This is a genomic window from Croceibacterium sp. TMG7-5b_MA50 (genome assembly GCF_039830145.1).
Lineage (GTDB): Bacteria > Pseudomonadota > Alphaproteobacteria > Sphingomonadales > Sphingomonadaceae > Croceibacterium.
This window is the reverse complement of the sequence record NZ_CP156082.1, coordinates 2,422,765-2,444,372: the sequence shown is the minus strand read 5'-3', so window position 1 is coordinate 2,444,372 and position 21,608 is coordinate 2,422,765. Positions and strand designations below refer to the sequence as shown.

The following is a 21,608-nucleotide window of genomic DNA, read 5'->3' as shown; positions in this document are numbered from 1 at the left end:
TTGGGAGCGGATCAGCGCAGTGCGTTGCGGCCCCACAGCTGGTCGTGGCGCCAGCCGGTCAGATCCTCCGCAATGGTGATCGTGGCGGGATCGGCCGGGTGTGGCTCCTCCGCCTTGAAGCGGTCGATCTCCGCCATGAGCACCTGGTGGGTCTGCGCATTCAACCGGAATCGGGTGGATACCAGCACGCCGAAGATCAGCGTGCCCACCGTGCCGATCCCCAGCACCAGCGCCAGGGTGGTGATCGCACCTTCGCTCTGCACCTCCGCCCCGGAAACGAAGCCGCCCGCGCTCATCAGCGCGGTGACGCCGGCGATCGCGGCCGATTGCGTCACCTTGCGCACGAAGGTCATGACGCCGGCAAAGGCGCCTTCCCGCCGGCGGCCGGTGACCAGTTCGTCCACGTCGGCCATGTAATTGTACGTCGCCCAGGGGATGAAGTTCAGCGCCCCGCGGCCCAGGCCCGCGAACACGATCGGCACCCACAGCAGCAGGTTGCCCGAACGCACGCCCGCGCTCCACATCGCCAGCAGCGTGATGACACCGATGGCGAAGCTCAGCGCAGCGAGCTGGTAGGCGCGCGCCGGGCTGGACTTCAGCGCCATGGTGATGGCGATCATCACCGCCACGAACTGCACGATATACATCGTGCCCAGCAGCGTGGAGGCGACGCTGATCGTGCCGGCAAGGGCAAACACCACGAAGAAGGTGAAGGCCGCGTTGAACACGTCCTGGCTGATGTAACCGCCCAGATACATGCCCAGGTGCAGTCGGAAGGCCCGGATGCGCAGCGTGGAGAACAGATTAGCGTAAAGCGCGCGGAACGCGTCCCACAGGCCCAGCTTCTCCTCGCCCTGCTTCACCGCGGCGACCTCCGCCGGGGGGCGTTCCCAGCTGAACAGGAACAGCAGCGTCGCGGTCACCATGAACAGGACGGTGAACAGGATGCCCATATACAGGAAGGTGTCGGCGGATTGTTCGCCCAGCGCGTCGATCAGCATGCCCGGCAGGAAGCCCGCCAGAATGGCGCTCGCCTGCGCGAACAGGATGCGGATGCCGGCGAACTTGGCCTTGGTCTTATAATCCTTGCCCATTTCCGCCGCGAGCGTCTCGTACGGGATGATCTCCATCGCGTAGACCAGCTCGAACAGGACGTATGTGGCGAGGTAGTACCAAAAGCTCTGCCCGCTGATCCACATGATGGCGAAGCTGGGCAGCAGCGGGATCGCCGCCAGGATGAAGATGCGCCGCCGGCCGATCGTCTGACCGATGCGGGTATGCGCCATGTTGTCGGACAGGTGCCCGATCAGCGGCGATGCGATGGCGTCCAGCACGCGGGCGACGGTGAAGATCAGGCCGGCCTGCCATGCCTCCAGCCCGCAGAAGGTGGTGTAGAAGAACAGCACCCAGCCGCTGATGACCGCCATGGAGCCGGCGCCCATGATGTCGTTCGCGCCGTAGGCGGCGAAGTTGAACCAGCGGACCGGCTTCGTTCCGGTGGTGTAGAATCTGCCGGTCAGGGCCATCGGCGCTGCTCCCGTTTGTGTGGTGCGGCCGGTCTGCTGCCGGGTTGCCGCAGAAGGTGGGCGCGACGGGCCGGATGCCCGCCGCGACCCATCAGGTCAGATGTAGGTGCGCAGGAACTCGGCCAGCGCCAGCACGGCCAGGCTCTGGCCATAGGGCATGCTGGTGAGGGCGATGTCCTTGTAGAACTGCTGCGTGTCGCCCATCGCGGTGCCGAACGACACCTGCTGCAGCTCGCCGCTCTCGTCGATATTGGCCAGCACGCCCTCGACCGCCTTGATGCCGACCGCCTCGTAGTGACGGGGCAGGTAGCCCTTCCGCACGGACTTCAGGATGCCATAGGCGAAGCCGGCCGTGGCGCTGGCTTCCAAATAGCTGGTAGGATCGACGATTAGCGTGTGCCACAGGCCGGTCTCGGCATCCTGCGTCTCCGCCAGCGTCTTCACCTGGGCCGCCAGCGTGTCGATCAGGAAGGTGCGGAACGCATCACCCGGCTTCAGGTCCAGGATCTCGATGATCTCCGGAATGGCGATCGTGACCCAGCAATTGCCGCGCGCCCACAGCGCTTCGGCGAAATTGTGCCGGCCGCCGAAATCCCAGCCGTGGAACCACAGGCCGGTCTTCTTGTCGAACAGGTACTTGATGTGGACCAGGAACTGGCGCTTGGCCTCCTCCACATATTCCGGGCGGTCCAGCAGCAGCCCGATCTTGGCCAGCGGCAGCACGCTCATCATCAGCGTGTCGTCCCACATCTCGCCCGGATTCTCGTCATTGTAGACGATGTGCTGGAAGCCGCCTTCCTCCGTCTTGGGCAGGCCGTCGGGCGCCATCAGCCATTCGGCCCAGGTGTCGAGATAGGGGATGTAGGACGGGTTCGGCTCCCGTTCGTACAGATAGGCCAGCGTGATGAACGGGGCCATCGTGTTGATGTTCTTGGTCGGCGTGCCTTCGGCGAAGCGGTCGGCGAACCAGCCCTTGATGATGTCGAGCGCGGCGGTGTCGCCGGTCTGCTCGTAATAGCGCCACATGCCGAACAGGCCGACGCCGTGGGTCCATTCCCAGCCGGCCCAGCCCTTGGTGTCGATGATCCGGCCGTCCTCCAGGTGCAGCAGGAACTCGCCGGTCTCGTCCTTGATGTTGACGAGGTTGTGCATCAGGCGGCCGATCGCGTCGGTCACCTGTGCCTGCGGGATGTCGTGATTGAGGGCGGCCACTTCGGTTGTGCTCCTGTCGAAGGTTGCGGCGTTCAGCGCCGGATGGGTACGCCGGACACGCCGTAATCGCGTGCCATCTGGCGATAAAGATCAATGAAGCCGGGATCGGCGTCGAACCGGCCACCGGGGTTCACCCGGTGTTCGGCCGGGGGTTCGGTGGACGGGGTAGCGCCGGGCGCCTCCGCACTGTTCAGCCCCTGGCTCAGCAGATCGGGCTTGGGCCCCTCTCCCGCGGTGACGCCGCCCTGCAGGAAGATGGCTTCCTGATGCCGGGTCGGCTCCCAGATGAAGCTGCCCCAGCCATTGGGATGCGCATGGACCAGATCGTTCACGTAGCGCTTGCGACTGGAATACTCGATCGCAAAGAAGCCATGGTCCGGGTAGCGGCGGCTGAATTCGTCGAACGTGCGTTCCCAGTCGCCCTGCGCCTGCTGCTGGTAGCAGGACATGCCCAGCGCATCGAAGCGGACATCGCGTTCGATCAGGCTGTCGGTCCAATGGCGGATGATCTGCCAGTGGCGGCCCAGATGGTTGTGCAACGCCACGGGGGTGTCGGGCAGCACGCTACGGCTGGCAGCGATGCCGGCCTTCAACAGCGCGGCGAACCGATCGAGACCGCCCGGCGGCGCGGAATCCATGTGTTCCCGGTCGGTGACTGGATTGCCGGTGGCGAAGGGCAGCGGAATGCGCCCTTCCGGCCACAGCATGCCGAATGTCGTCTCGTTACCCAGCACCACCAGATCGGGCGCGACGCCCGCCGCCTCCATGCGGCCAAGCGCGTCCGCCGTATGGTCGTGCACCGCATCGACCAGCCCGGCAAGCGGCAGGTCGGCCCATGCGGCCGGCTTGGTCTGCTTCTGCGGGTCGGCCCAGGTATCCGAATAATGCAACGTCGTGGACAGGTGCAGGCCGGCCGCCTTGATCCGGCGGGCGAAGGCGATCGTGCTGTCGATGCTGCCCCATGGCCCGCCGGGCTTGCCGCGGGAATAGCCGTTTTCGGGATTGACGAAGGTGCGCAGCTTGATCGCGTTGAATCCCGCATCGGCGAAGATCGCCAGCGGATCGCGCTGTACGCCGCCCTGCCAGTAGGTGGCGCCGATCGCCTCATCCTCCGGCACCCAGGTGATGTCCGCGCCCAGCAGGTAAGGCCACGGCCGCCCACCCCCGCCACCCGCGCGCTGCGGGACCGTCGCGCAGGCAGTCAGCATCGCGGCGCCGCCGACGGCGGCCCCGGTGCTGAACTGGCGGCGCGACAGGTCGGTCACGGCAGGTGGAACATCGGGGTCAGCGGCCATTCGACCGGCTTGTTGCCCGGCTCGACCTCCATGATGTCGGCCATGTGGTCCCACCACCGCTTCATCACCGGATGGCCGGGCAGCGCATCGCGCTTGTTCGGCTCCGCAAGGCGCAGGGTGGCGAACAGCGCACCCGTCTGTTCGTCCAGGAAGATGTGGTAATCGCTGATCCCGGCATCGTGCAGCAGGTCAACCAGCTCGGGCCAGATCTCGTCATGCCGGCGGCGATATTCGTCCGCCATGCCGGGCGACAGCTGCATACGGAAGGCGTGAACCTGCACAGGCGTTCCTCTCATCATCCCGGCGCGGCTTATGCCGCAAGCGGGATGATGCGTAAAGTGGGACTGCATCCCAATTTATGGAACGTCGTGGGACAGCGCCCGATCAGCTGCCCGCCTGCTGCGTGTTCGCGCGAACGATGCTGGGCGGCAGGGTGAAGCTTTCCGGCTGCGGCGGATCGGCCGGATCATATTGCCGGAACGGCGCCGCGACGTGGCCGCCGAGGCCGGGCACATCGCCCATCCCGGCCGCGACAATCCGGGCCAGCTGGTAAGCGCCATAAGTATTGTGATGCGTCCGGTCGCGGCCCTCATCGGCGAAGCCTTTCGCCGCCTGTTCCGGCCCCAGCGCCTCGTAGAAGGCGATCGTTGCATCGGTCAGTTCCACGAACGGCACGTCCTGCTGTTCGGCCACCCGGCGCACCGCCGCGGGGTAGTCGCGGTGCGACGGCACGATCCGACCGGCATCGTCGTAATTGCGCCGCTCGGGCGAGTTGATCAGGATCGGCGTCGCCCCGCGCAGCCGCACCTCCGCGATATAGGTCGCCAGCCAGGCATCATAGGTGCTGCCGGCGGCGACATAGGTCTGCGGCCATTGCTGCTTCTGGTCGTTGTGGCCGTACTGGATCGCCACGAAGTCGCCCGGCCGCAGCAGCGCCAGCACCTTCGCCAGCCGGTAATTGGTGACGGAGCTCTTCAGCGTCTCGCCCGACCAGGCATGATTGGCGACCGCGATGTCGCCGGTCATGAAGCGGGGCAGCATCTGCCCCCAGCTGGCGGCCGGATCGGACGATTGGTCCGTCACGGTGGAGTCGCCCATCAGATAGAGGGTCGGCACCGTCACCGGCTCCACGCTGATGGCGCGAATTGCGGCCCGGTCGCTCAGGAATTCCAGCGTCAGCCGGTCATCCCAGTTGAGCCCGGCCTGCTCCCCGGCGGAGATGCGGACATGCTGCCCGCCGGGCGCGTTGCGTTCGGGCGGGGCGAGCGCGGTGTCGCGGACATTGACGATGAAGCTGGGCCGCGAGGTCTCCCCGGCGGGGACCGTCACATCCTCCAGCATCAGGCGCCGCGACTCGGCCAGCACGCTGATGCGGGCGGGGCCGGTCACGGTCAGCGTCACCCGGTAATTGCCGGGCGCCTGCTTCACGGACCAGCGCTGCGCATCCTCCCAACCGGCACCTGCCGTGTCGGAGTACGGGGTGGCGGCGGTCAGATCGTATGCCTGTTGCGCCAGTGCCGGGGTGCCTGCCATCAGCAGGGCGAAGGCGACCAGCGCCCGCTTCACCCGTGGTCCCCCGGCAGGTGCAGCATGGTGGCATCGATATCGGCGATGCGGGTCGTGCCGGTCAGCGCCATGGCGACGCGCATCTCCGCCCGGACCAGATCGAGCATGTGGCTGATGCCCTCCTCGCCCCCGCCGGCCAGCGCATAGACCCAGGCCCGACCCAGCAGCACGCACTGCGCGCCCAGCGCCAGCAGCCGCACCACGTCGAGGCCGGAGCGGACGCCGCCATCGGCCATCACCACCATCCGGTCGCCCACCGCCTGCGCGATCGGCGGCAGTGCGCGGGTGGAGGACAGCGCGCCATCCAGCTGCCGCCCGCCATGGTTCGACACCACCAGCCCGTCCGCACCGTTATTGGCCGCTTCCTGCGCGTCGGCGGGGTCCAGGATGCCCTTGATCACGATCTCCCCTGCCCACTGGCTGCGGATCCAGGCGATATCGTCCCAGCCCACGGCGGGTTCGAAATTATTGCGCATCCAGGCGAAGAAATCCTCCAGCCCGGTATTCGCGCCCAGCACCGGGGCGACATTGCCGAGCGCGTGCGGCCGGCCATGGATGCCCACGTCCCATGCCCAGCGCGGATGCATCATCGCCTGCGCCACACGCCGCGCCGCGCCCATGAAGCCGGACGCACCCGCCAGGCCGGAACGGTAGTCGCGGTAGCGGCTGCCCGGCACCGGCATGTCCACGGTGAACACCAGCGTGGTGCAGCCCGCCGCCGCCGCCTGCGCCAGCAGGTCGCGCATGAAGGCACGATCGCGGATCATGTAGAGCTGGAACCAGAACGGGCGCTTGGCCGCCGCCGCCACTTCGGGGATCGGGCAGGCCGATACGGTGGACAGGCAGAACGGGATACCGGCCTTGTCCGCCGCGCGTACCGCCTGCGTCTCCCCCCGGCGGGCGTTCATGCCGGCAAGGCCGATCGGCGCCAGCGCGACCGGCATGGACAATTCCTGCCCGAAGATCGTGGTCGACAGGTCGATCTGCGATACGTCCTTCAGCACGCGCTGGCGCAGCGCGATCGCTTCCAGGTCGGCGACGTTCCGCTTCAGCGTCACTTCGGCGTAGGATCCGCCATCGACATATTCGAACAGGAACGGGGGCAGACGACGGCGGGCGAGGTCGCGGTAGTCGAGGGCGGAAGCGGCCTTCATGATTGTCCTCTCATATTCGCAGCCTTCCTGCCACAATATGAAATACGCCGCTAGCGCTTGGCTTTGCTGTGGTGCAGCATGCCCGCCTCCAGGGGCAAAAAAGGGGCGGGCGATGAACGGGACCGATGGCGCGGGCGCAACGGGCGGACTTCACCGGCGGCAGTTGCTGACCGCCTCCATCGCCGGGCTGGCGATGGCGGCCCTGCCGGAGATCGGGCGGGCTCAATCAGGACAGCGGGCGCCCGATGCGCCCCGTTCGGGGGAGGCAATCGTTGCTTCGCACCGGCCAGGGGTGCCGATGCCGCATGGCGGCGTTACCGCGGGCCATCCGCTGGCGGCGATGGCGGGCACGCGCATGCTGCTGGCGGGCGGCACCGCGGCCGATGCGGTCGTCGCGGCGATGGCGGTGATGAATGTGGTGGAGCCGTGGGCCTCCAGCATCGGCGGCAACGGCTTCGCCACCTGTCTCGACCGCAAGGCCGGCAGCGTCCATTCGCTGGCCTTTTCCGGTGCCGCGCCGCTGGCGCTGGACCCCGCCGCCGATCCCGCGGTGCTGGACCATGGGCCGAAAGCGCTGACCGTGCCCGGCGCGTTCGGCGGCTGGATCGCGCTCGCCCGCCGGTTCGGACGACTGCCGCTGGCGACGCTGCTGGAGCCGGCGATCGGCTATGCCCGCGACGGGCACCCGATCGATCCGTCGATCGTCCGCTTCATCGACCGTGCGCAGCGAACCATCACGCTTTATTCCACCACCGCCCGGCTGTTCCTGCCGGACGGACAGGCGCCCGCAGCCTATTCCCCGTTCCGCAATCCGGACCTTGCCCGCACCTTCCAGTCGCTCGCCGATGCGGAGAGTGCGGCGCTGCGCGGCGGGGCGGATCGCGACCGCGCACTGCAGGCGGCGTACGACCACTTCTATACCGGGCCGATCGCGCAGGAGTTCGACCGGTTCAGCCGCCAGCAGGGTGGCTGGCTCCGCGCGGAGGACCTTGCCCGCTACCAGCCGCGCTGGGCCGATCCCGTCAGCACCACCTATCGCGGTCTGGACGTATATTGCAGCCCGCTGACCAGTCGCACGGGGCTGGAGATGTGCGCGCAGCTGAACCTGGTCGAAGGCTTCGACCTCGCCGCCCTGCCCGCCGGCGATCCACGATTGCTCCACCTGCTGATCGAGGCGATCAAGGTCGCCAAGGCCGATGTCTATCGCTGGGCGGCCGATCCTGCGTTCGCCGATGCGCCAGTCGCCGGGCTGCTGTCCAAGCGGTTCGCGGAGAGCCGGCGGCGGCTGATCGATCCCGCACGCGCGGGACTGTACCCCGAAGGCGCGGACCCGGCGCAATTCGCACTGACCCGCCCGCGTCAGCTGGCGCATCTGGCGGACGAGCGTTCGCGCGGCGGGGACACGACCAGCCTGTCAGCGGTGGATGCGGACGGGAACGCGATTGCGGTCACCACCACGATCGGCGGCGGCTTCGGCACGTTCCTGGTGATGGGCGACACGGGCGTGCTGTTCAACAACGGCCTTCGGCTCGGCTCCACGGCGCCCGACCCGGCACATCCCAACCATGTGGCGCCGGGCAAGGTGCCCCTGCTGGGCAATGGGCCCACCATCGTGCTGGACCAGGGCCGGCTGAAAGCGGTGTTCGGCAGCCCCGGCGGGGAGACGATCGGCCAGACGCAGTTCCAGACGCTGGTCAATCTGGTGGATCGCGCCATGCCGATCCAGGAGGCGATCGAGGCGCCGCGCTTCGCCCTCAACGCCGATCCCAGCTTCTACCGGCCCGGCGCCGCGATTACCGTTCAGGCGGAGGATCGTATCCCGGCCGAAGTGCTGCAGCAGCTTTCCGCGATGGGCCACCGGATCGAGCCGGTCGGCCCGTACGCCATCGGCAGCATCCAGGGTATTCTGGTCGACCCGTCCGGCAGCCGGGTGGCAGGCGCCGATCCGCGACGGATGGGTTACGCGGTCGGGTACTGATCCCACATCGTAGACCGCCAATTCGAATGTTGAACTATTGGTCAGGGCAATTTAGCATCGCGGTCAACCAAAGGCGGCGGAGAGGCCACGATGCGTCTGAAAACCCTTATCCTGGCGGGTGCCTGCCTGACCGCGCCTTCGTCGTGGCCGGTTTTGGCGCAGGATGCGTCCGTCCATGTCGCCAGCCCGCGGCAGACGTTCAACTTCAACACCGGTTGGCGGATGCATCATGGCGAGCAGGCCGATGCCGCCACGCCGCGCTTCGACGATGCGGGTTGGCAGGCGGTGGTGCTGCCCAACGCCTTCAACGAGACGGAGGCGTTCGCCCGCGACATCCGCGACCTTTCCACCGGCATTACCTGGTACCGCAAGCGCTTCACGCTGCCGTCCGACGCGCCGGTATCTGATCAGGGCGGCAAGGCGCTGCTGGAGTTCGAGGGGGTGCGCCAGGCGGCGGAGGTTTGGGTCAACGGCACGTCGGTGGTCCTGTCGGAAAACGGGGCCATGGCGTTTGGCGCGGATATCACGCCCCTGCTGCGCCCTGGCGAGAACGTGGTGGCGGTGCGGGTCGACAATGCATGGGACTACAAGGAGCGGGAGAGTGGCAGCCGCTTCCAGTGGAACGACCGCAACTTCAACGTGAACTATGGCGGCATCACCAAGAATGTCCGCCTGCACCTGACCGGCGATACCTACCAGACCCTGCCCCTGTGGGCGGGCCTTGGCACGACCGGGCAATATGTCTGGGCTGACGGCTTCGACCTCGCCGCCCGTAGCGCCACGATACATGCGGAGACGCAGGTCCGCAACGATGGGACGACGCCGCGCACGCTGACCCTGCGGGCGGAGCTGCGCGACCGCGACGGTACGCTGAAGGCTACGTTCGATGGCACGCCGCAAGCGGTCGCCGCCGGGGAAAGCCGCTCCCTCTCGGCCGAACAGGTGGTGGCCGACCTCCAGTGGTGGAGCTGGGGGCATGGCTACCTCTACACCGTCACAACGACGCTGCTGGAGGGCGGGCGACCGATCGACAGCGTGGATGTCGTCACCGGCTTCCGCAAACTCGACTTCGACAACGGCACCGTGCAGCTGAACGGCCGGGCGATCCAGATGCACGGCTATGCCCAGCGTTCGTCCAACGAATGGCCGGCGGTGGGCGTGTCGCTGCCGCCATGGATCAGCGATTTCTCCAACCAATTGCTGGTCGACAGCGGCGGCAATCTGGTGCGCTGGATGCACATCACCCCGTCGAAGCAGGACGTGGAATCCGCCGACCGGGTGGGCCTGCTGCAGGCGGTGCCGGCCGGCGATTCGGAGCGAGACGTGAACGACCGCCGGTGGGAGATGCGGGTGGCGCTGATGCGCGACAACATCATCTACAACCGCAACAATCCCTCCGTAGTGTTCTGGGAAGGCGGCAACGAGAGCATCAGCGAGGGCCACATGGCCGAGCTGAAGGCGATCCGCGATCGCTACGACCCGCATGGCGGCCGGGCGATCGGCAGCCGGGAGATGCTCGACAGCACCATCGCCGAATATGGCGGGGAGATGCTGTACATCAACAAGAGCGGCGACATCCCGATGTGGGCGATGGAATATTCGCGGGACGAGAGCGCGCGCCTGTACCAGGACAACTGGACCCCGCCGTTCCATCAGGACGCGCCGGACTACAACCGCAACGGCGACAGCCAGGCGGTGGAGGACGTGCGGCGCTGGTACGAGTATTATCGCGTGCGGCCGGGCACCGGTGATCGCGTCAGCGCGGGCGGGGTGAACATCATCTGGTCCGACAGCAACACGCATTACCGGGGCGACAACAATTACCGCCGATCGGGAGAGGTGGATGCGATGCGCCTGCCCAAGGCCAGCTTCTTCGCGCACCAGGTCATGTGGAACGGCTGGGTCGATCCGGCGCCCGGCACGCACATCCTCGGCCACTGGAACTACGCGCCGGGCACGGTGAAGCCGGTGCAGGTCGTCTCCACGGGGGAAGAGGTGGAACTGTTCCTCAACGGCCGGTCGCTGGGGCCGGGGGCGAGGAGTGACGGCTTCCTGTTCACCTGGCCCGATGTGGTATGGAACGGCGGCGTGCTGGAGGCGGTGGCGCGGCATGCGGACCGTTCCGTCACCCGGCACAAGCTGGAGACCACCGGCGCACCCGCCGCGCTGAAGCTGACGCCGCATACCTCCCCGCGCGGACTGGTGCTGGACGGGGCCGATCTGGCGCTGGTCGATGTGGAGGTGGTCGACGCCGCGGGCCGACGCGTGCCTGTCGCCAACGACATGATCCACTGGACAGTGGATGGGCCGGCCGGCTGGCGTGGCGGCATCGCGCAGGGCGATTCCTCCGGCCGCCCTCGCCCAGCGGTGCCTGTGGCGGGGCATGACGAACGATATCCCGGCACGGCGCGGGAGGAGGACAATTACATCCTGTCGCTCGATCTGCCGGTGGAGAACGGCATCAACCGGGTGATGGTGCGCGCCAATGCGGGCGGCACCGGCCCGGTGCGCCTGACCGCGCGGGCGGATGGCATGGCGCCGGTCACGATCGAGCTGCCGACCGCGCAGCCGGCGGCGGCGAGCGGCGGCCTGTCCACCGACTTTCCCGAACGGCATCAGGTCGCCAGCCTGTCACGCGGGGTCACACCGGGGGCACCGACGCTGACCCCCACGCGCACAACGCACCATCCGGTCGCCGTCACCAGCCCCGGCAATGCGGGAGAACTGGCGATGCTGAATGACGACAACGAACTGACCCGCTGGGTCAGCGACGGTACGCAGCGGGGGGCGGAGATCACCTTCGATTTCGGCAAGGTCGTTCGGCTGAGCGAAGTGGACATGAAGGCGGTCGGCTGGCGCACGCGCGGCTATCCGCTACGGCTGGAGCTGGACGGGCGCACCGTGTGGGAAGGGGCGACGCCGCAATCGCTCGGCTATGCCAACATCGCCTTCCCGCCCGCTGCCGGCCGTGTGCTGCGGATCGTGCAGACCGCGCCGGTGGCCGATCGCGATGCCTTCGGCCAGATCGTGGAGCTTGCCACGCCCCGCGCAGCGGGCGACACCGGGGCGGACGAGGTGCAGCCCGGCTGGCGGCTGGGCATCGTGGAGATCGACTTCCACGGCCCGGTCGCACCGTAGGGAGGATATCGGCATGAAGTTGGGCGGGATGGTCGCGGGCGCGCTGCTGATGGCGACGGTGCCAGCGTTGGCACAGGATGGCGGGCAGCAATGGATCGCCGGCTGGACCCGCCCGATGATGGCCGCGAGCGAGGTGCGGAATGGCCCCGGTCCCGACACCACCGTGCGCGCGCAGGTGCTGGTCACCGCCGGCGGTCCGCAGATCCGCCTGCGCTTCTCCAACGCGTTCGGCACCGGGCCGCTGCTGGTGCACCAGGTACGCGCCGCCATCGCGCCCGAGCCGGGGCGCGACCTGATCGACCCGGCCACCGCACGGCCGGTGACCTTCAATGGTGCCGCCTTTGTCCAGATCCCGCCGGGCGCCGACTACCTGTCCGACCCCGTGCCGCTGCCGGTGAGTGCCGGGGGCACGGTGGCCATCACCTACCATCTGCCGCAGGCGGCGGAGACGATCTCCTCCGTGCCGCAGAACATGGTCTTCACCACCTTCGGCACAGTGGCCGGCGATCCCGCCACCCTGCCCGCCAGCACGCCGGGCGACCGCCTGCCCGTATTGTCCGGCGTGCATGTGGAAGGCGGTCGGTGCGCGCGCACGATCGCCGCGATCGGTGACTCCATAACCGCGCATGGCGGCGGCACGCTGACCGGGACCGATCGCTGGACGGAAGTGCTGGCGACGCGCCTGCGGGCGCAGCCGGGCATGGCGGGCTGGAGCATCGTGAACCTCGGCATCAGCGGCGGGCGCGTGGCCAAGCATGACACCGGCCAGGCCGCGACCGCGCGGTTCGAGCGTGACGTGCTGTCGCAGCCCGGTCTTGCCACCGTGCTCGTGTTCGAAGGCGTGAACGACATCGGCAAGCTGTCGCGGGAAGAGGCGGTGACGCGCGAAAGCCGCACGCGCACGGTCGCCGCGATTATCGAGGGGTACCGCCAGATGATCGCGCGCGCGCATGATCGCGGCGTGCGCATTGTCGGCATTACGATCCTGCCGTTCCGCGACACGCGCACCTATCGCTCCGACACTCTGGCGGAGGAGGACCGGCAGGCCGTGAATGCGTGGATCCGCGCGCCGGGTCACTTCGATGCGGTGATCGACCTCGATCCGGCGCTGACCGATCCGGCCCGGCCCGGCTACCTGCTGCCGTCGGTCGATCGGGGTGACGGGCTGCACCCCTCCCCCACGGGACAGGCGGTGCTGGGCCAGGCCATCCCGCTCGCCCCCTTGGGCGCGCCGGTGCCGGGCTGTTCGTGACCTAGCGCCTTCCCAGCGCGGCGACGCAGGCGGCGCGGTCGACCGCCTGACCGTCACTGGCACGGCGCGCCTCCACCCAGGTGGCGACCGGCTCCGCCCCGGCGCGCAGGGGATACATATAGACGTCCAGCACGCAGGCACGGCCGCTGAATTGCAGCTTGCGCATATCGCCTTCCTGTACGTCCAGCCGGGGCTGGCCGAAGAGCTGCTGCAACTGGCCTGCCGGCCGCTCTATGACGCGGTCCAGCCCGGCGATCCGCTGGATCTGCGGCGCCTGGAAGCCGGTCTGCGGCGGCGCAGTGGGACGGGCGGGGGGCGGCACCTGCGTCTGCCCCGGCGGGCGCGGCTGCGGCCGCGGCACGCTGCCCGCCTGCGGGATGGTGGAACAGCCCGCCGCCAGCAGCATGGGCGCGGCGAGCAGCAGGGGTTTGAGCAGACGCGTGTTCATCAAGGCTCCGGCTTGCGATGCAGCAGATGGGTGGCGGCGGCAGCACCTAGCAGCGGGGCGATGAACGCAATACCCGGCAGCGCCAGCAGCACGGCGATTGCGCCGCCCAGCAGAAACCGCTCGGCGCGGGTGAACGGCGCAGGCGCGCCGGTCCCGACCCGATGGCGCAGCCAGACCATGTCCTGCAGCTCCCGCCCCAGCAGCACGGCGTTGACCAGCAGGAACAACGCCAGCGTCCCCACGCCCGTCACCAGCAACGCGATGGCCAGCGGCAGCACCAGCAGGTTCACCAGCAATGCGCGTCCCGCCCCGGCCAGGGCCACCCTTGCCTGCACCGGCAGCGACGGCTCGCGCGCACGGGCGGCGGCGGCGGGGTAGTATTGGCGCTCCACGACCGCGACCACCTCGTCGGCGAAGAAGGCGATCACCGCCATGGCGACGATCCGCCAGCCGAGCCACAGGCCGGTGACGACCAGCAGTACCGACAGCAGCCCGCGCAGCGGCCCTGCCCCGGCGAACAGCGCGTCTTCCAGCCCGGCCCAGGCGAACAGCCGGTCCAGCCCCCACCAGCCGGCACCTGCCAGTACGGCGTAGAGCGCCAGCGATACCAGCAGGCTGCGGAGCAGGATGGCCAGCACCTGGCGCTCGGCCAGCTGGCGCAATGCCAGCAGCAGGGATCGGGCGACGTGATGCATACGGGGGTTGCGATCGCGCGAGCGGCAGGGCAAGTCAACGCCCGCTGCGGCAGGCCTGCCGCGCTGCACCCCTCCCCTATCTGGATGCTTCATGCCTGAACCCCGTTACGATGTGATCGCCATCGGCAATGCGATTGTCGACGTGATGGCGCCCGCCGCCGACGACCTGATCGCGCGGCTCGGCCTCAACCGCGGCGGCATGACCCTGGTGGACGAGGCGGGGGCCGCAACCCTGTACGACGCCATGGGCCCCGCGCGGGAGATTTCGGGCGGCTCCGCCGCCAACACGCTCGCGGGCCTCGCCGCCCTGGGTGCGCGCTGCGCCTTCATCGGGCAGGTGGCGGACGACCAGCTGGGCCAGGTGTTCGCGCACGATATCCGCGCCGCCGGTATCGCCTTCGACACGCCGGCCCGCGCCGGTCAGCCTAGCACTGCGCGCTGCCTGATCTTCGTCAGCCCGGATGGCCAGCGGACCATGAACACGTTCCTGGGCGCCAGCCAGTTCCTGCCGGCGGAGCTGATCGACGAGGATGCGATCGCGGATGCCAGCGTCCTGTACCTGGAAGGTTACCTGTGGGATCCGGAGGAGCCACGCGCCGCGATGCGCCGGGCGATCGCCGCCGCCCGCGCGGCGGGTCGGCTGGTGGCGTTCACCCCGTCCGAAGAGTTCGTGATCGCGCGCCATGGTGACGATTTCCGCGCGCTGATCGCCGACGGGCAGATCGACATCCTGTTCGCCAATCAGGGCGAACTCGCCGCTCTTACCGGAGAGCAGGACTTCGAGGCCGGCCTCGCCAAGGTGAGCGCGCAAGTGCCGGTGCTGGTGGTCACGCGCGGCGCCAATGGCGCGGTGGCGATCGTGCGCGGGCAGCGGGCCGAGGTCGCGGCCGAGCCGGTGGCGCGGGTGGTCGACACGACAGGGGCGGGCGACCTGTTCGCCGCCGGCTTCCTGTGGGGACATGTCCGCGGCCGAGACGCCGCCACGTGCCTGCGCATGGGGGCGATCGCCGCGGGCGAGATCATCAGCCATTACGGCGCGCGGACCGAACTGGACTTGGCGCAACTGGTGGCCGAGCGGCTGGGCTGAGGGGGGTCAGGTCCTCTGGCCATGCGGCTTGCCCAAGGTTAAGGTCGGCGCATGGCAGAGGGCGATCCCCAGAAGGTCTTTGAGCGGGCGGACGCCTTCCGCAAGGTCCGCGAGGCGCACCAGACCGAGATGGCGGAGGATTATGTCGAGCTGATCGGCGACCTCATCCGCCAGCATGGCGAGGCGCGGTTGACCGACATCGCCGATAATTTGGGGGTGACGCAGGCGACCGCCAGCAAGGTGGTCGCCCGCCTGCGCCGCGACGGTCTGGTGGAGAACCGCCGCTACCGTTCCATCTTCCTCAGCGAGGCGGGGCAGGCCATGGCCGCCATGTCACGCGCGCGCCACCAAGTGGTGTTCGACTTCCTGTGCGCCCTGGGCGTGGATGAGGCGACCGCGCACGAGGATTCGGAGGGGATGGAGCACCACGTGAGCGAGGAAACGCTGACGCGGCTGCGGAATCTTACGGTGGAGCTGCGCGGGCGAGCGGGCTGATCTACCGCGCCAGCATCCACACGCCCATCGCCACCATCATCAGGTTCTCTGTCAGCGACACGAAGCCGAGCGGCACGTTGGAGCCGCCGCCGACACAGGCGCATTTCAGCTCCCGCTTCTGGATGTAGACCGCGTAGAACACCGACACCGCGCCGATGCCGCCGATGAAGAGCGCGATCGGCACCGACAGCCAGTCCAGCGCATGGGAGGTCATCAGCACGCCGGCCAGCCCTTCGGCGAACGGATAGATGGAGGCATACGGCACCCAGCGGCGCGCCAGCAGATCATAGCCGAGGAACATGGTGGCAAAGCCGTCCACGTCCTGCAGCTTCTGCACGGCGAGCAGGCACATGGCGAGCGAGACGAACAGCTCCGCCGCCAGCACGGTGGCGATCGTGCCCGCCACCAGCCAGCTGACCGCCAGCGCCATCGCCGCCGCCATGCCGAAGATCGCGATCACCGGGCGGTAGCTGACCGCATCGGGATCGCGCACCGGCCTGCCCAGGTGGCGTCGCACATCGTCGTGCCCGCCGATCCGCCGCCCGCCGATGAAGGTCTGCGGCGTGGTCTTCACGCCATGCTCCGCCTTGAAGGCGTCCGTCTCCGCCCGCGTGCGCAGCCAGTGGTCTTCCACCTTGTAGCCGGCGCTCTTCAGCAGGTGGACCGTCTTCAGCCCCCATGGACAGACATGCTTGTCCATCACCATGCGGTACACGATCGCGGTCCGGTTCTCGCTCATGCCCCGCGACTTGGGGTCGCGGGGTAGCAGGTGCAAGCTAGTCGTAGCGGTAGGGGTTCACGTCGATCGTGGTGGTGCCGCGCGTCTGGTTGCACAGGAACACGGTGCCGGTGAAGTAGATGCCTGGCTCCGTGATGGTCTTGGCCATCTCGTACGCGTCGCGCAGCTGCTGCACGCTCATCTCCACCGGTGCCTCGTCCGGCTGCCAGGTCAGGCCGTAGGGGTAGTCCTGCCCGTCGCGGCTGATCTCCACATGGCAACCCATCACATGGGTGACGGGGTGCGTGTCGCAGAACCGGATCAGCCGGGTCATGCTGTCGAACCACGGTTCCCAGAAGCTGATGTAGCAGCGCCCGCGATAGAACATGTCCCCGGTGTAGAGGATCTGGGTGTAGCTGTCGTAATAGGCGAATTCGGACACGACGTGCCCGGGCGATCCCCAGATCAGGATGTCACGCCCGCCGAGGTCCAGCGTCACCACCTCCTCCGGGAAGTTGGTCATGCCCCAGAAGCCCAGCATCTCCCAATGGGTCAGCCCCATGTAGCGGGTGTTCGGCCGGTCGGCGAACTGGTTGACCGCGGCGTAATGGTCGGCATGCAGGTGGCTGAAGGCGACCAGCAGTTCCATCGCCGCAGGATCGCGGCCGTGGCGCGCGCACCATTCGGCGATGCACTGGTCCACCACCCCGCGCAGGTCCCAGTCGTTGCGCCAGGTGGTGAAGCCTTCGTCCAGCAGAAGGACCCGCTCATTGCCGAAGTATAGCGGGGCAAACGGCGCCTCGTAGCTGTAGGCCTTGTTCTGGCGCAGGATGGCGGTGTGCGCGTTGTACCAGTGGACCTGTACCGGCGGGTCGGTGTTGTCCATCAGCGATTCCGATCCGCAGATCCAGCGGTCGGGGAAGCTGCCGGTGGCGGGCAGGTTGCTCCTGAAATCGATCGGTGGGCCGGCAGGCGTCCGCGCCAGGGCGCCCTCCCCGGTGGTCAGCATCAGCGTGGCGGAGGCGGCGGCGGCGTTCTGGCGCAGGAAGGTGCGGCGATCGAGCGTCATCTGTCGGAACTCGCGGGTCAGAAGGGGCGGGGCGGGTTGATGTCGACCACGCCGTCGGGCCAGACGCGCGTGCGGGCATCGGGGCTGACGCCGTTGAACAGCACGAAGTCCGGCCGGATCAGCATCATCTGCTGCCCCTGCACCTCCGCCGCATATGTCACCGCCTCGTCGATCAGCGCCGGCTGCATCTCCAGCACGCGTTCATAGGGCTTGTAGGTGGCGAAGCGCGGGTAATACTTGCCCGGCACGAACATCATGTCGACGTGCCCGCCCCAGACCTGATGCACCGGGTTGCCTTCCCAAAAGGATTGCAGCCGCCGGAGCGAGGCGAGGTAGTCGCGGTCGTTGCTGATGTTGATCCGCCCGGGAAACAGCAGGTCGCCGGTGAACAGCACATCGCAATAGGGGTCGTAGAAGCTGACCCCGTCGCGGTGCGTGCCGGGCGTGGGAATGACCTGCACTACCCGGTCGCCCAGGTCGATGCGGCCGGTGCCTTCGGGCCAGTTGGCGAAACCGTAGTGCCGCTGCATCACCGCCGGCGGTGCGGGCACGATCGTGGTGTCCGCCCGTCCGGCGAACTGCCGCAAGCCCTGGTTCTGGGCGGTGTCCTCACCGCTGGTCAGTGCGATGGTGAGCGGGATGGAGGCGCGCCCGCGGGCCTGACACCAACGGGCGATCACCGCATCCACCGTCTCGCGCAAGGGGTACCAGGCCGGGTTGGCGGTCGCCCCGCTGTCGATCAGCAGCGCGCCGGCATTGCCGAACAGCAGGTAGGTGAAGGGCGCCTCCCAATGCACGCAGACATTCTGCCGCATGACGAAGGTGTCCTCGTTATACTGCACCACCTGCACGCGCGGGTCGCGGTTCTTCGCCGCGACATTGCTGCCATAGGTCCAGCGGAACGACAGGCTGCCCGGTGCCGGACCGTCGGGCGCGTAATCATGCGTGACCGGCCCTGTGCGGCGCAGCGGCACCGCGCTGTCGGTATGGCGGGCGAGCGCCGGGTTGTAGGCGAGGCTGGACGGGTTACCGTTGGGATAGCCGCGCGACGGCGTTGCCGGAACGGCGACACCCGGCACCTGGTTGGCGGGCGGACTTTGCGTCTGCGGCATGATCGTCTCCGGTCTGAACCCCTGGCCGGAATAGGACCGTCATGCCGGATAGCGATAAGTCGATTACCCCATGGGCAAGTGCGTCAGATGGCCCTCAGCCCTCCCGTGCGACCTCCCGCCAACCGATGTCGCGGCGGCAGAACCCGGTGGGAAAGTCGATCGCGTCGACTGCCCGGTAGGCGGTCATCTGGGCATGGCGCACGTCGGGCCCGCTGGCGGTGACGTTCAGCACGCGGCCCCCGGCGGCAACCAGCCGACCCTCCCCGTCGATTGCGGTGCCGGCATGGAACACCAGCGCGCCCGTCGCCTCCGCCGTGTCGATCCCGCCGATCGGGCCACCTTTTTCAGGTGTCGCCGGATAGCCGTTGGCGGCCAGCACCACCGTCAGCGCCGGATCGGGCGCAAAGGCGGGCGGCGGCAGGTCGGCGAGGCGCCCCAGCGCTGAGGCCAACAGGTATTCGCCAAGGTCGCCTTGCAGACGCGGCATCAGCACCTGGCATTCGGGATCGCCGAACCGGCAATTGTACTCGACCAGCTTGGGCCCTTCGTCCGTCAGCATCAGCCCGGCATAGAGCACGCCCGAATAGGGCATCCCTTCCGCCGCCATTGCCGCCACCGTCGGCCGCAGGATGCGCTCCATCGCCTCGGCCTCCAGCTCGGCCGTCAGGACACGCGCGGGGCTGTAGGCGCCCATGCCGCCGGTATTCGGGCCGGTGTCGCCGTCGCCCACCCGCTTGTGATCCTGCGCGCTGCCGAAGGTGAGGATCGTCGTGCCGTCGGTAATGGCGAACAGGCTCGCCTCCTCCCCATGCATGAATTCCTCGATCACCAGCGCCGCGCCCTCATCGGCCAGCATGTCCGGGATCGCCGCCTCCGCATCGGCGCGCGTCTCCGCGATCACCACGCCCTTGCCCGCGGCGAGGCCGTCGGCCTTCAGCACGAACGGTGCGGCGAAGCGGTCCAGCGCGGCCAGCGCGTCGGCGACGCTCTCCACCCGGACATATCCGGCGGTGGGGATGGTGTGACGGGCGCACAGGTCCTTTGTGAAGCCCTTGCTGCCTTCCAGTTGGGCGGCCGCCTTAGATGGACCGAACACCGGGACGCCGGCATCGCGCAGGGTATCGGCAAGGCCATTTACCAGCGGCGCCTCCGGGCCGACGACGACCAGCCCCACCGCCTCGGCGGCGCAGAAGGCGGTGATCGCCGCATGATCGGTCACGTCCAGTATCACCAGTTCGGCATGCTGCGCGATGCCCGGATTGCCCGGCGCGGCGAACAGCCGGCCGCCATCCGCCAGCAGCCGGGATTGCGCCAGCTTCCATGCCAGCGCATGTTCGCGCCCGCCCCCACCCAGCAGCAGGATATTCATGCCCGGCCCCACTTCCTTCTTCGACGACAACGGCAATGCAGAGGCGGGGCTGGTAGCGAAGGGCAAGCCCGGGGACAATTCCGCACCCCTGACCATCACGGAGATTTCCGGCCTGCTGAAGCGCACGGTGGAGGATCGCTTCGGCCATGTGCGCCTGCGCGGCGAGCTGTCGGGCGTGAAGCGCGCCGCCAGTGGCCATCTCTATTGCTGCCTCAAGGACGAAGGCGCGACGATCGACGGGGTGATGTGGCGCACCGGCGCACAGCGGCTGGGCTTCGTGCCGGAGGACGGGATCGAGATTGTCGCCACCGGCAAGCTGACGACCTATCCCGGCCGGTCGAAATACCAAGTGGTGATCGACAGCATGGAGATCGCGGGCGAGGGCGCCTTGCTCGCTCTGCTGGAGAAGACCCGCAAGCGGCTGGAGGCGGAAGGGCTGTTCGCAGGCGATCGCAAGCGGGCGCTGCCGTTCATGCCGCGGGTGATCGGCGTCGTCACCAGCCCCACCGGCGCGGTGATCCGCGACATCCTGCATCGCTTGGCCGACCGGTGCCCGACGCATGTCCTCGTCTGGCCGGTGCTGGTGCAGGGCAATGGCGCCGCCGCGCAGGTCGCAGCCGCGATCGAGGGCTTCAATGGAATGGCCGCTGGCGGCCGCGTGCCCCGGCCGGACCTGCTGATCGTGGCGCGTGGCGGCGGATCGATCGAGGACCTGTGGGCCTTCAACGAGGAGCCGGTGGTCCGCGCCATCGCCGGCAGCGCGATCCCCGTCATCAGCGCCGTGGGGCATGAGACGGATACCACGTTGGCCGACTTCGCCGCGGACATGCGCGCGCCCACGCCGACTGCCGCGGCGGAGATCGCCGTGCCGGTCTTGCGCGAGCTTGCCGCCACGCTGGACGAATATGCGCTGCGCCAGCGCCGCTGCGCGCTGCGGCCTGTCGCATTGGGGCGCGAGCGGTTGCAGGCGCGGGTCGCCCGCCTGCCCAGGCCGGAGGCGCTGGCGGCGGCCGCGCAGCAGCGACTGGACGATCTGGGCGATCGGCTGCGCCGCGGCCTCGCCGACCAGGCGACCCACGCACGCCACCGCCTGCAGGACGATGCGGCGCGCCTGTCGCTATCCTTGCTGCGTGAACGCGTGCGTTCCGCCGGTCGCGACCTCAACGCCGTGCGGCTGCGCCCCGCGCTGCTGACGCGGGAGCTGGAAAGCGGGCGGCAGCGGCTGGCGGCGCTGGACCGGGTGCGGCGGCAGCTTGACCCCGATGCACCGTTGGAGCGCGGCTTTGCCCGGGTCTCAGCACCGGGTCTGCCGCTGGTGAAGAGCAGTACCGTCGCTGTTGGGCAGGAACGCCTGACCCTCAAGTTCTCGGATGGACTTGTCGAGGTGATACCGACAGCAGCAGCCCCGGCCGAGGCACCGCCCGCTCCGCCGCGCCGCAAGCCCGCCCGGTCGCCCGGCGATGCTGCAACGCAGCAGCCGAAATTGCTTTAGCT

At 68.6% G+C, this 21,608-nt stretch carries 18 protein-coding genes; 6 read left to right on the top strand and 12 right to left on the bottom strand.

Annotated features, from left to right (window positions below; all coding sequences use genetic code 11):
• Nucleotides 1-11: 11 nt before the first annotated feature.
• The 6 genes from V5740_RS11495 to lldD form a co-directional block, all read right to left on the bottom strand.
• The gene (locus tag V5740_RS11495; RefSeq protein WP_347302616.1) at nucleotides 12-1,526 is read right to left on the bottom strand and encodes an MFS transporter; all 1,515 of its coding nucleotides are present in this window, start codon (nucleotides 1,524-1,526) and stop codon (nucleotides 12-14) included.
• A gap of 96 nt (nucleotides 1,527-1,622) precedes the next feature.
• Nucleotides 1,623-2,738 carry a glycoside hydrolase family 88 protein gene (locus V5740_RS11490; protein ID WP_347302615.1) on the bottom strand — a complete coding sequence of 372 codons (1,116 nt, stop codon included), beginning with the start codon at nucleotides 2,736-2,738 and terminating at the stop codon, nucleotides 1,623-1,625.
• Between the two features lie 32 nt (nucleotides 2,739-2,770).
• The gene (locus V5740_RS11485; protein WP_347302614.1) at nucleotides 2,771-4,033 is read right to left on the bottom strand and encodes a glycosyl hydrolase 53 family protein; all 1,263 of its coding nucleotides are present in this window, start codon (nucleotides 4,031-4,033) and stop codon (nucleotides 2,771-2,773) included.
• Complete coding sequence (locus tag V5740_RS11480) at nucleotides 4,000-4,293, bottom strand: L-rhamnose mutarotase (protein WP_347302613.1); 294 nt, start codon at nucleotides 4,291-4,293, stop codon at nucleotides 4,000-4,002. Before V5740_RS11480 ends, V5740_RS11485 begins: the two co-directional genes overlap by 34 nt.
• A 124-nt stretch (nucleotides 4,294-4,417) precedes the next feature.
• The gene (locus V5740_RS11475) at nucleotides 4,418-5,599 is read right to left on the bottom strand and encodes a rhamnogalacturonan acetylesterase (protein WP_347302612.1); all 1,182 of its coding nucleotides are present in this window, start codon (nucleotides 5,597-5,599) and stop codon (nucleotides 4,418-4,420) included.
• The gene (gene lldD, locus V5740_RS11470) at nucleotides 5,596-6,753 is read right to left on the bottom strand and encodes an FMN-dependent L-lactate dehydrogenase LldD (protein WP_347302611.1); all 1,158 of its coding nucleotides are present in this window, start codon (nucleotides 6,751-6,753) and stop codon (nucleotides 5,596-5,598) included. Before lldD ends, V5740_RS11475 begins: the two co-directional genes overlap by 4 nt.
• Nucleotides 6,754-6,865: 112 nt before the next feature.
• On the opposite strand from lldD, the gene V5740_RS11465 reads away from it, so the two are divergent.
• The 3 genes from V5740_RS11465 to V5740_RS11455 all read left to right on the top strand — a co-directional run bounded on the left by V5740_RS11465 (nucleotide 6,866) and on the right by V5740_RS11455 (nucleotide 13,121).
• Nucleotides 6,866-8,731 carry a gamma-glutamyltransferase gene (locus V5740_RS11465; protein WP_347302610.1) on the top strand — a complete coding sequence of 622 codons (1,866 nt, stop codon included), beginning with the start codon at nucleotides 6,866-6,868 and terminating at the stop codon, nucleotides 8,729-8,731.
• Between the two features lie 90 nt (nucleotides 8,732-8,821).
• Nucleotides 8,822-11,869 (top strand): sugar-binding domain-containing protein, encoded by a 3,048-nt coding sequence (locus V5740_RS11460; RefSeq protein ID WP_347302609.1) that lies wholly within the window; start codon nucleotides 8,822-8,824, stop codon nucleotides 11,867-11,869.
• A 13-nt stretch (nucleotides 11,870-11,882) separates the two neighbouring features.
• Nucleotides 11,883-13,121 carry a GDSL-type esterase/lipase family protein gene (locus tag V5740_RS11455; RefSeq protein ID WP_347302608.1) on the top strand — a complete coding sequence of 413 codons (1,239 nt, stop codon included), beginning with the start codon at nucleotides 11,883-11,885 and terminating at the stop codon, nucleotides 13,119-13,121.
• A gap of 1 nt (nucleotide 13,122) precedes the next feature.
• Here V5740_RS11455 and V5740_RS11450 read toward each other — a convergent pair whose 3' ends face one another.
• Nucleotides 13,123-13,569, bottom strand: a complete 447-nt coding sequence (locus V5740_RS11450) for a hypothetical protein (RefSeq protein WP_347302607.1) — start codon at nucleotides 13,567-13,569, stop codon at nucleotides 13,123-13,125.
• Entirely contained in the window at nucleotides 13,569-14,264 is a 696-nt protein-coding gene (locus V5740_RS11445; protein WP_347302606.1) for an EI24 domain-containing protein, read from the bottom strand. Before V5740_RS11445 ends, V5740_RS11450 begins: the two co-directional genes overlap by 1 nt.
• 91 nt (nucleotides 14,265-14,355) lie before the next feature.
• Here V5740_RS11445 and V5740_RS11440 point away from each other — a divergent pair, with 91 nt between their 5' ends.
• Nucleotides 14,356-15,351 (top strand): adenosine kinase, encoded by a 996-nt coding sequence (locus tag V5740_RS11440; protein ID WP_347302605.1) that lies wholly within the window; start codon nucleotides 14,356-14,358, stop codon nucleotides 15,349-15,351.
• A 51-nt stretch (nucleotides 15,352-15,402) separates the two neighbouring features.
• On the top strand, nucleotides 15,403-15,846 hold the full coding sequence (gene mntR, locus V5740_RS11435) for a manganese-binding transcriptional regulator MntR (RefSeq protein WP_347302604.1): 444 nt from the start codon (nucleotides 15,403-15,405) through the stop codon (nucleotides 15,844-15,846).
• Between the two features lies 1 nt (nucleotide 15,847).
• On the opposite strand, the gene V5740_RS11430 is transcribed toward mntR, so the two are convergent.
• The 4 genes from V5740_RS11430 to purD form a co-directional block, all read right to left on the bottom strand.
• Nucleotides 15,848-16,585, bottom strand: coding sequence for a glutaredoxin (locus tag V5740_RS11430; RefSeq protein ID WP_347302603.1), 738 nt, complete (start codon nucleotides 16,583-16,585; stop codon nucleotides 15,848-15,850).
• A gap of 37 nt (nucleotides 16,586-16,622) precedes the next feature.
• On the bottom strand, nucleotides 16,623-17,633 hold the full coding sequence (locus V5740_RS11425) for an MBL fold metallo-hydrolase (RefSeq protein ID WP_347302602.1): 1,011 nt from the start codon (nucleotides 17,631-17,633) through the stop codon (nucleotides 16,623-16,625).
• 17 nt (nucleotides 17,634-17,650) lie between these two features.
• The gene (locus tag V5740_RS11420; protein WP_347302601.1) at nucleotides 17,651-18,745 is read right to left on the bottom strand and encodes an MBL fold metallo-hydrolase; all 1,095 of its coding nucleotides are present in this window, start codon (nucleotides 18,743-18,745) and stop codon (nucleotides 17,651-17,653) included.
• A 94-nt stretch (nucleotides 18,746-18,839) separates the two neighbouring features.
• Nucleotides 18,840-20,114: a phosphoribosylamine--glycine ligase gene (gene purD, locus V5740_RS11415; protein WP_347302600.1), complete on the bottom strand. Its 1,275-nt coding sequence runs from the start codon at nucleotides 20,112-20,114 to the stop codon at nucleotides 18,840-18,842.
• Between purD and xseA the strand changes: the two genes are divergently transcribed.
• The gene (gene xseA, locus V5740_RS11410; protein WP_347302599.1) at nucleotides 20,113-21,606 is read left to right on the top strand and encodes an exodeoxyribonuclease VII large subunit; all 1,494 of its coding nucleotides are present in this window, start codon (nucleotides 20,113-20,115) and stop codon (nucleotides 21,604-21,606) included. The genes purD and xseA overlap by 2 nt on opposite strands.
• Nucleotides 21,607-21,608 lie beyond the last annotated feature (2 nt).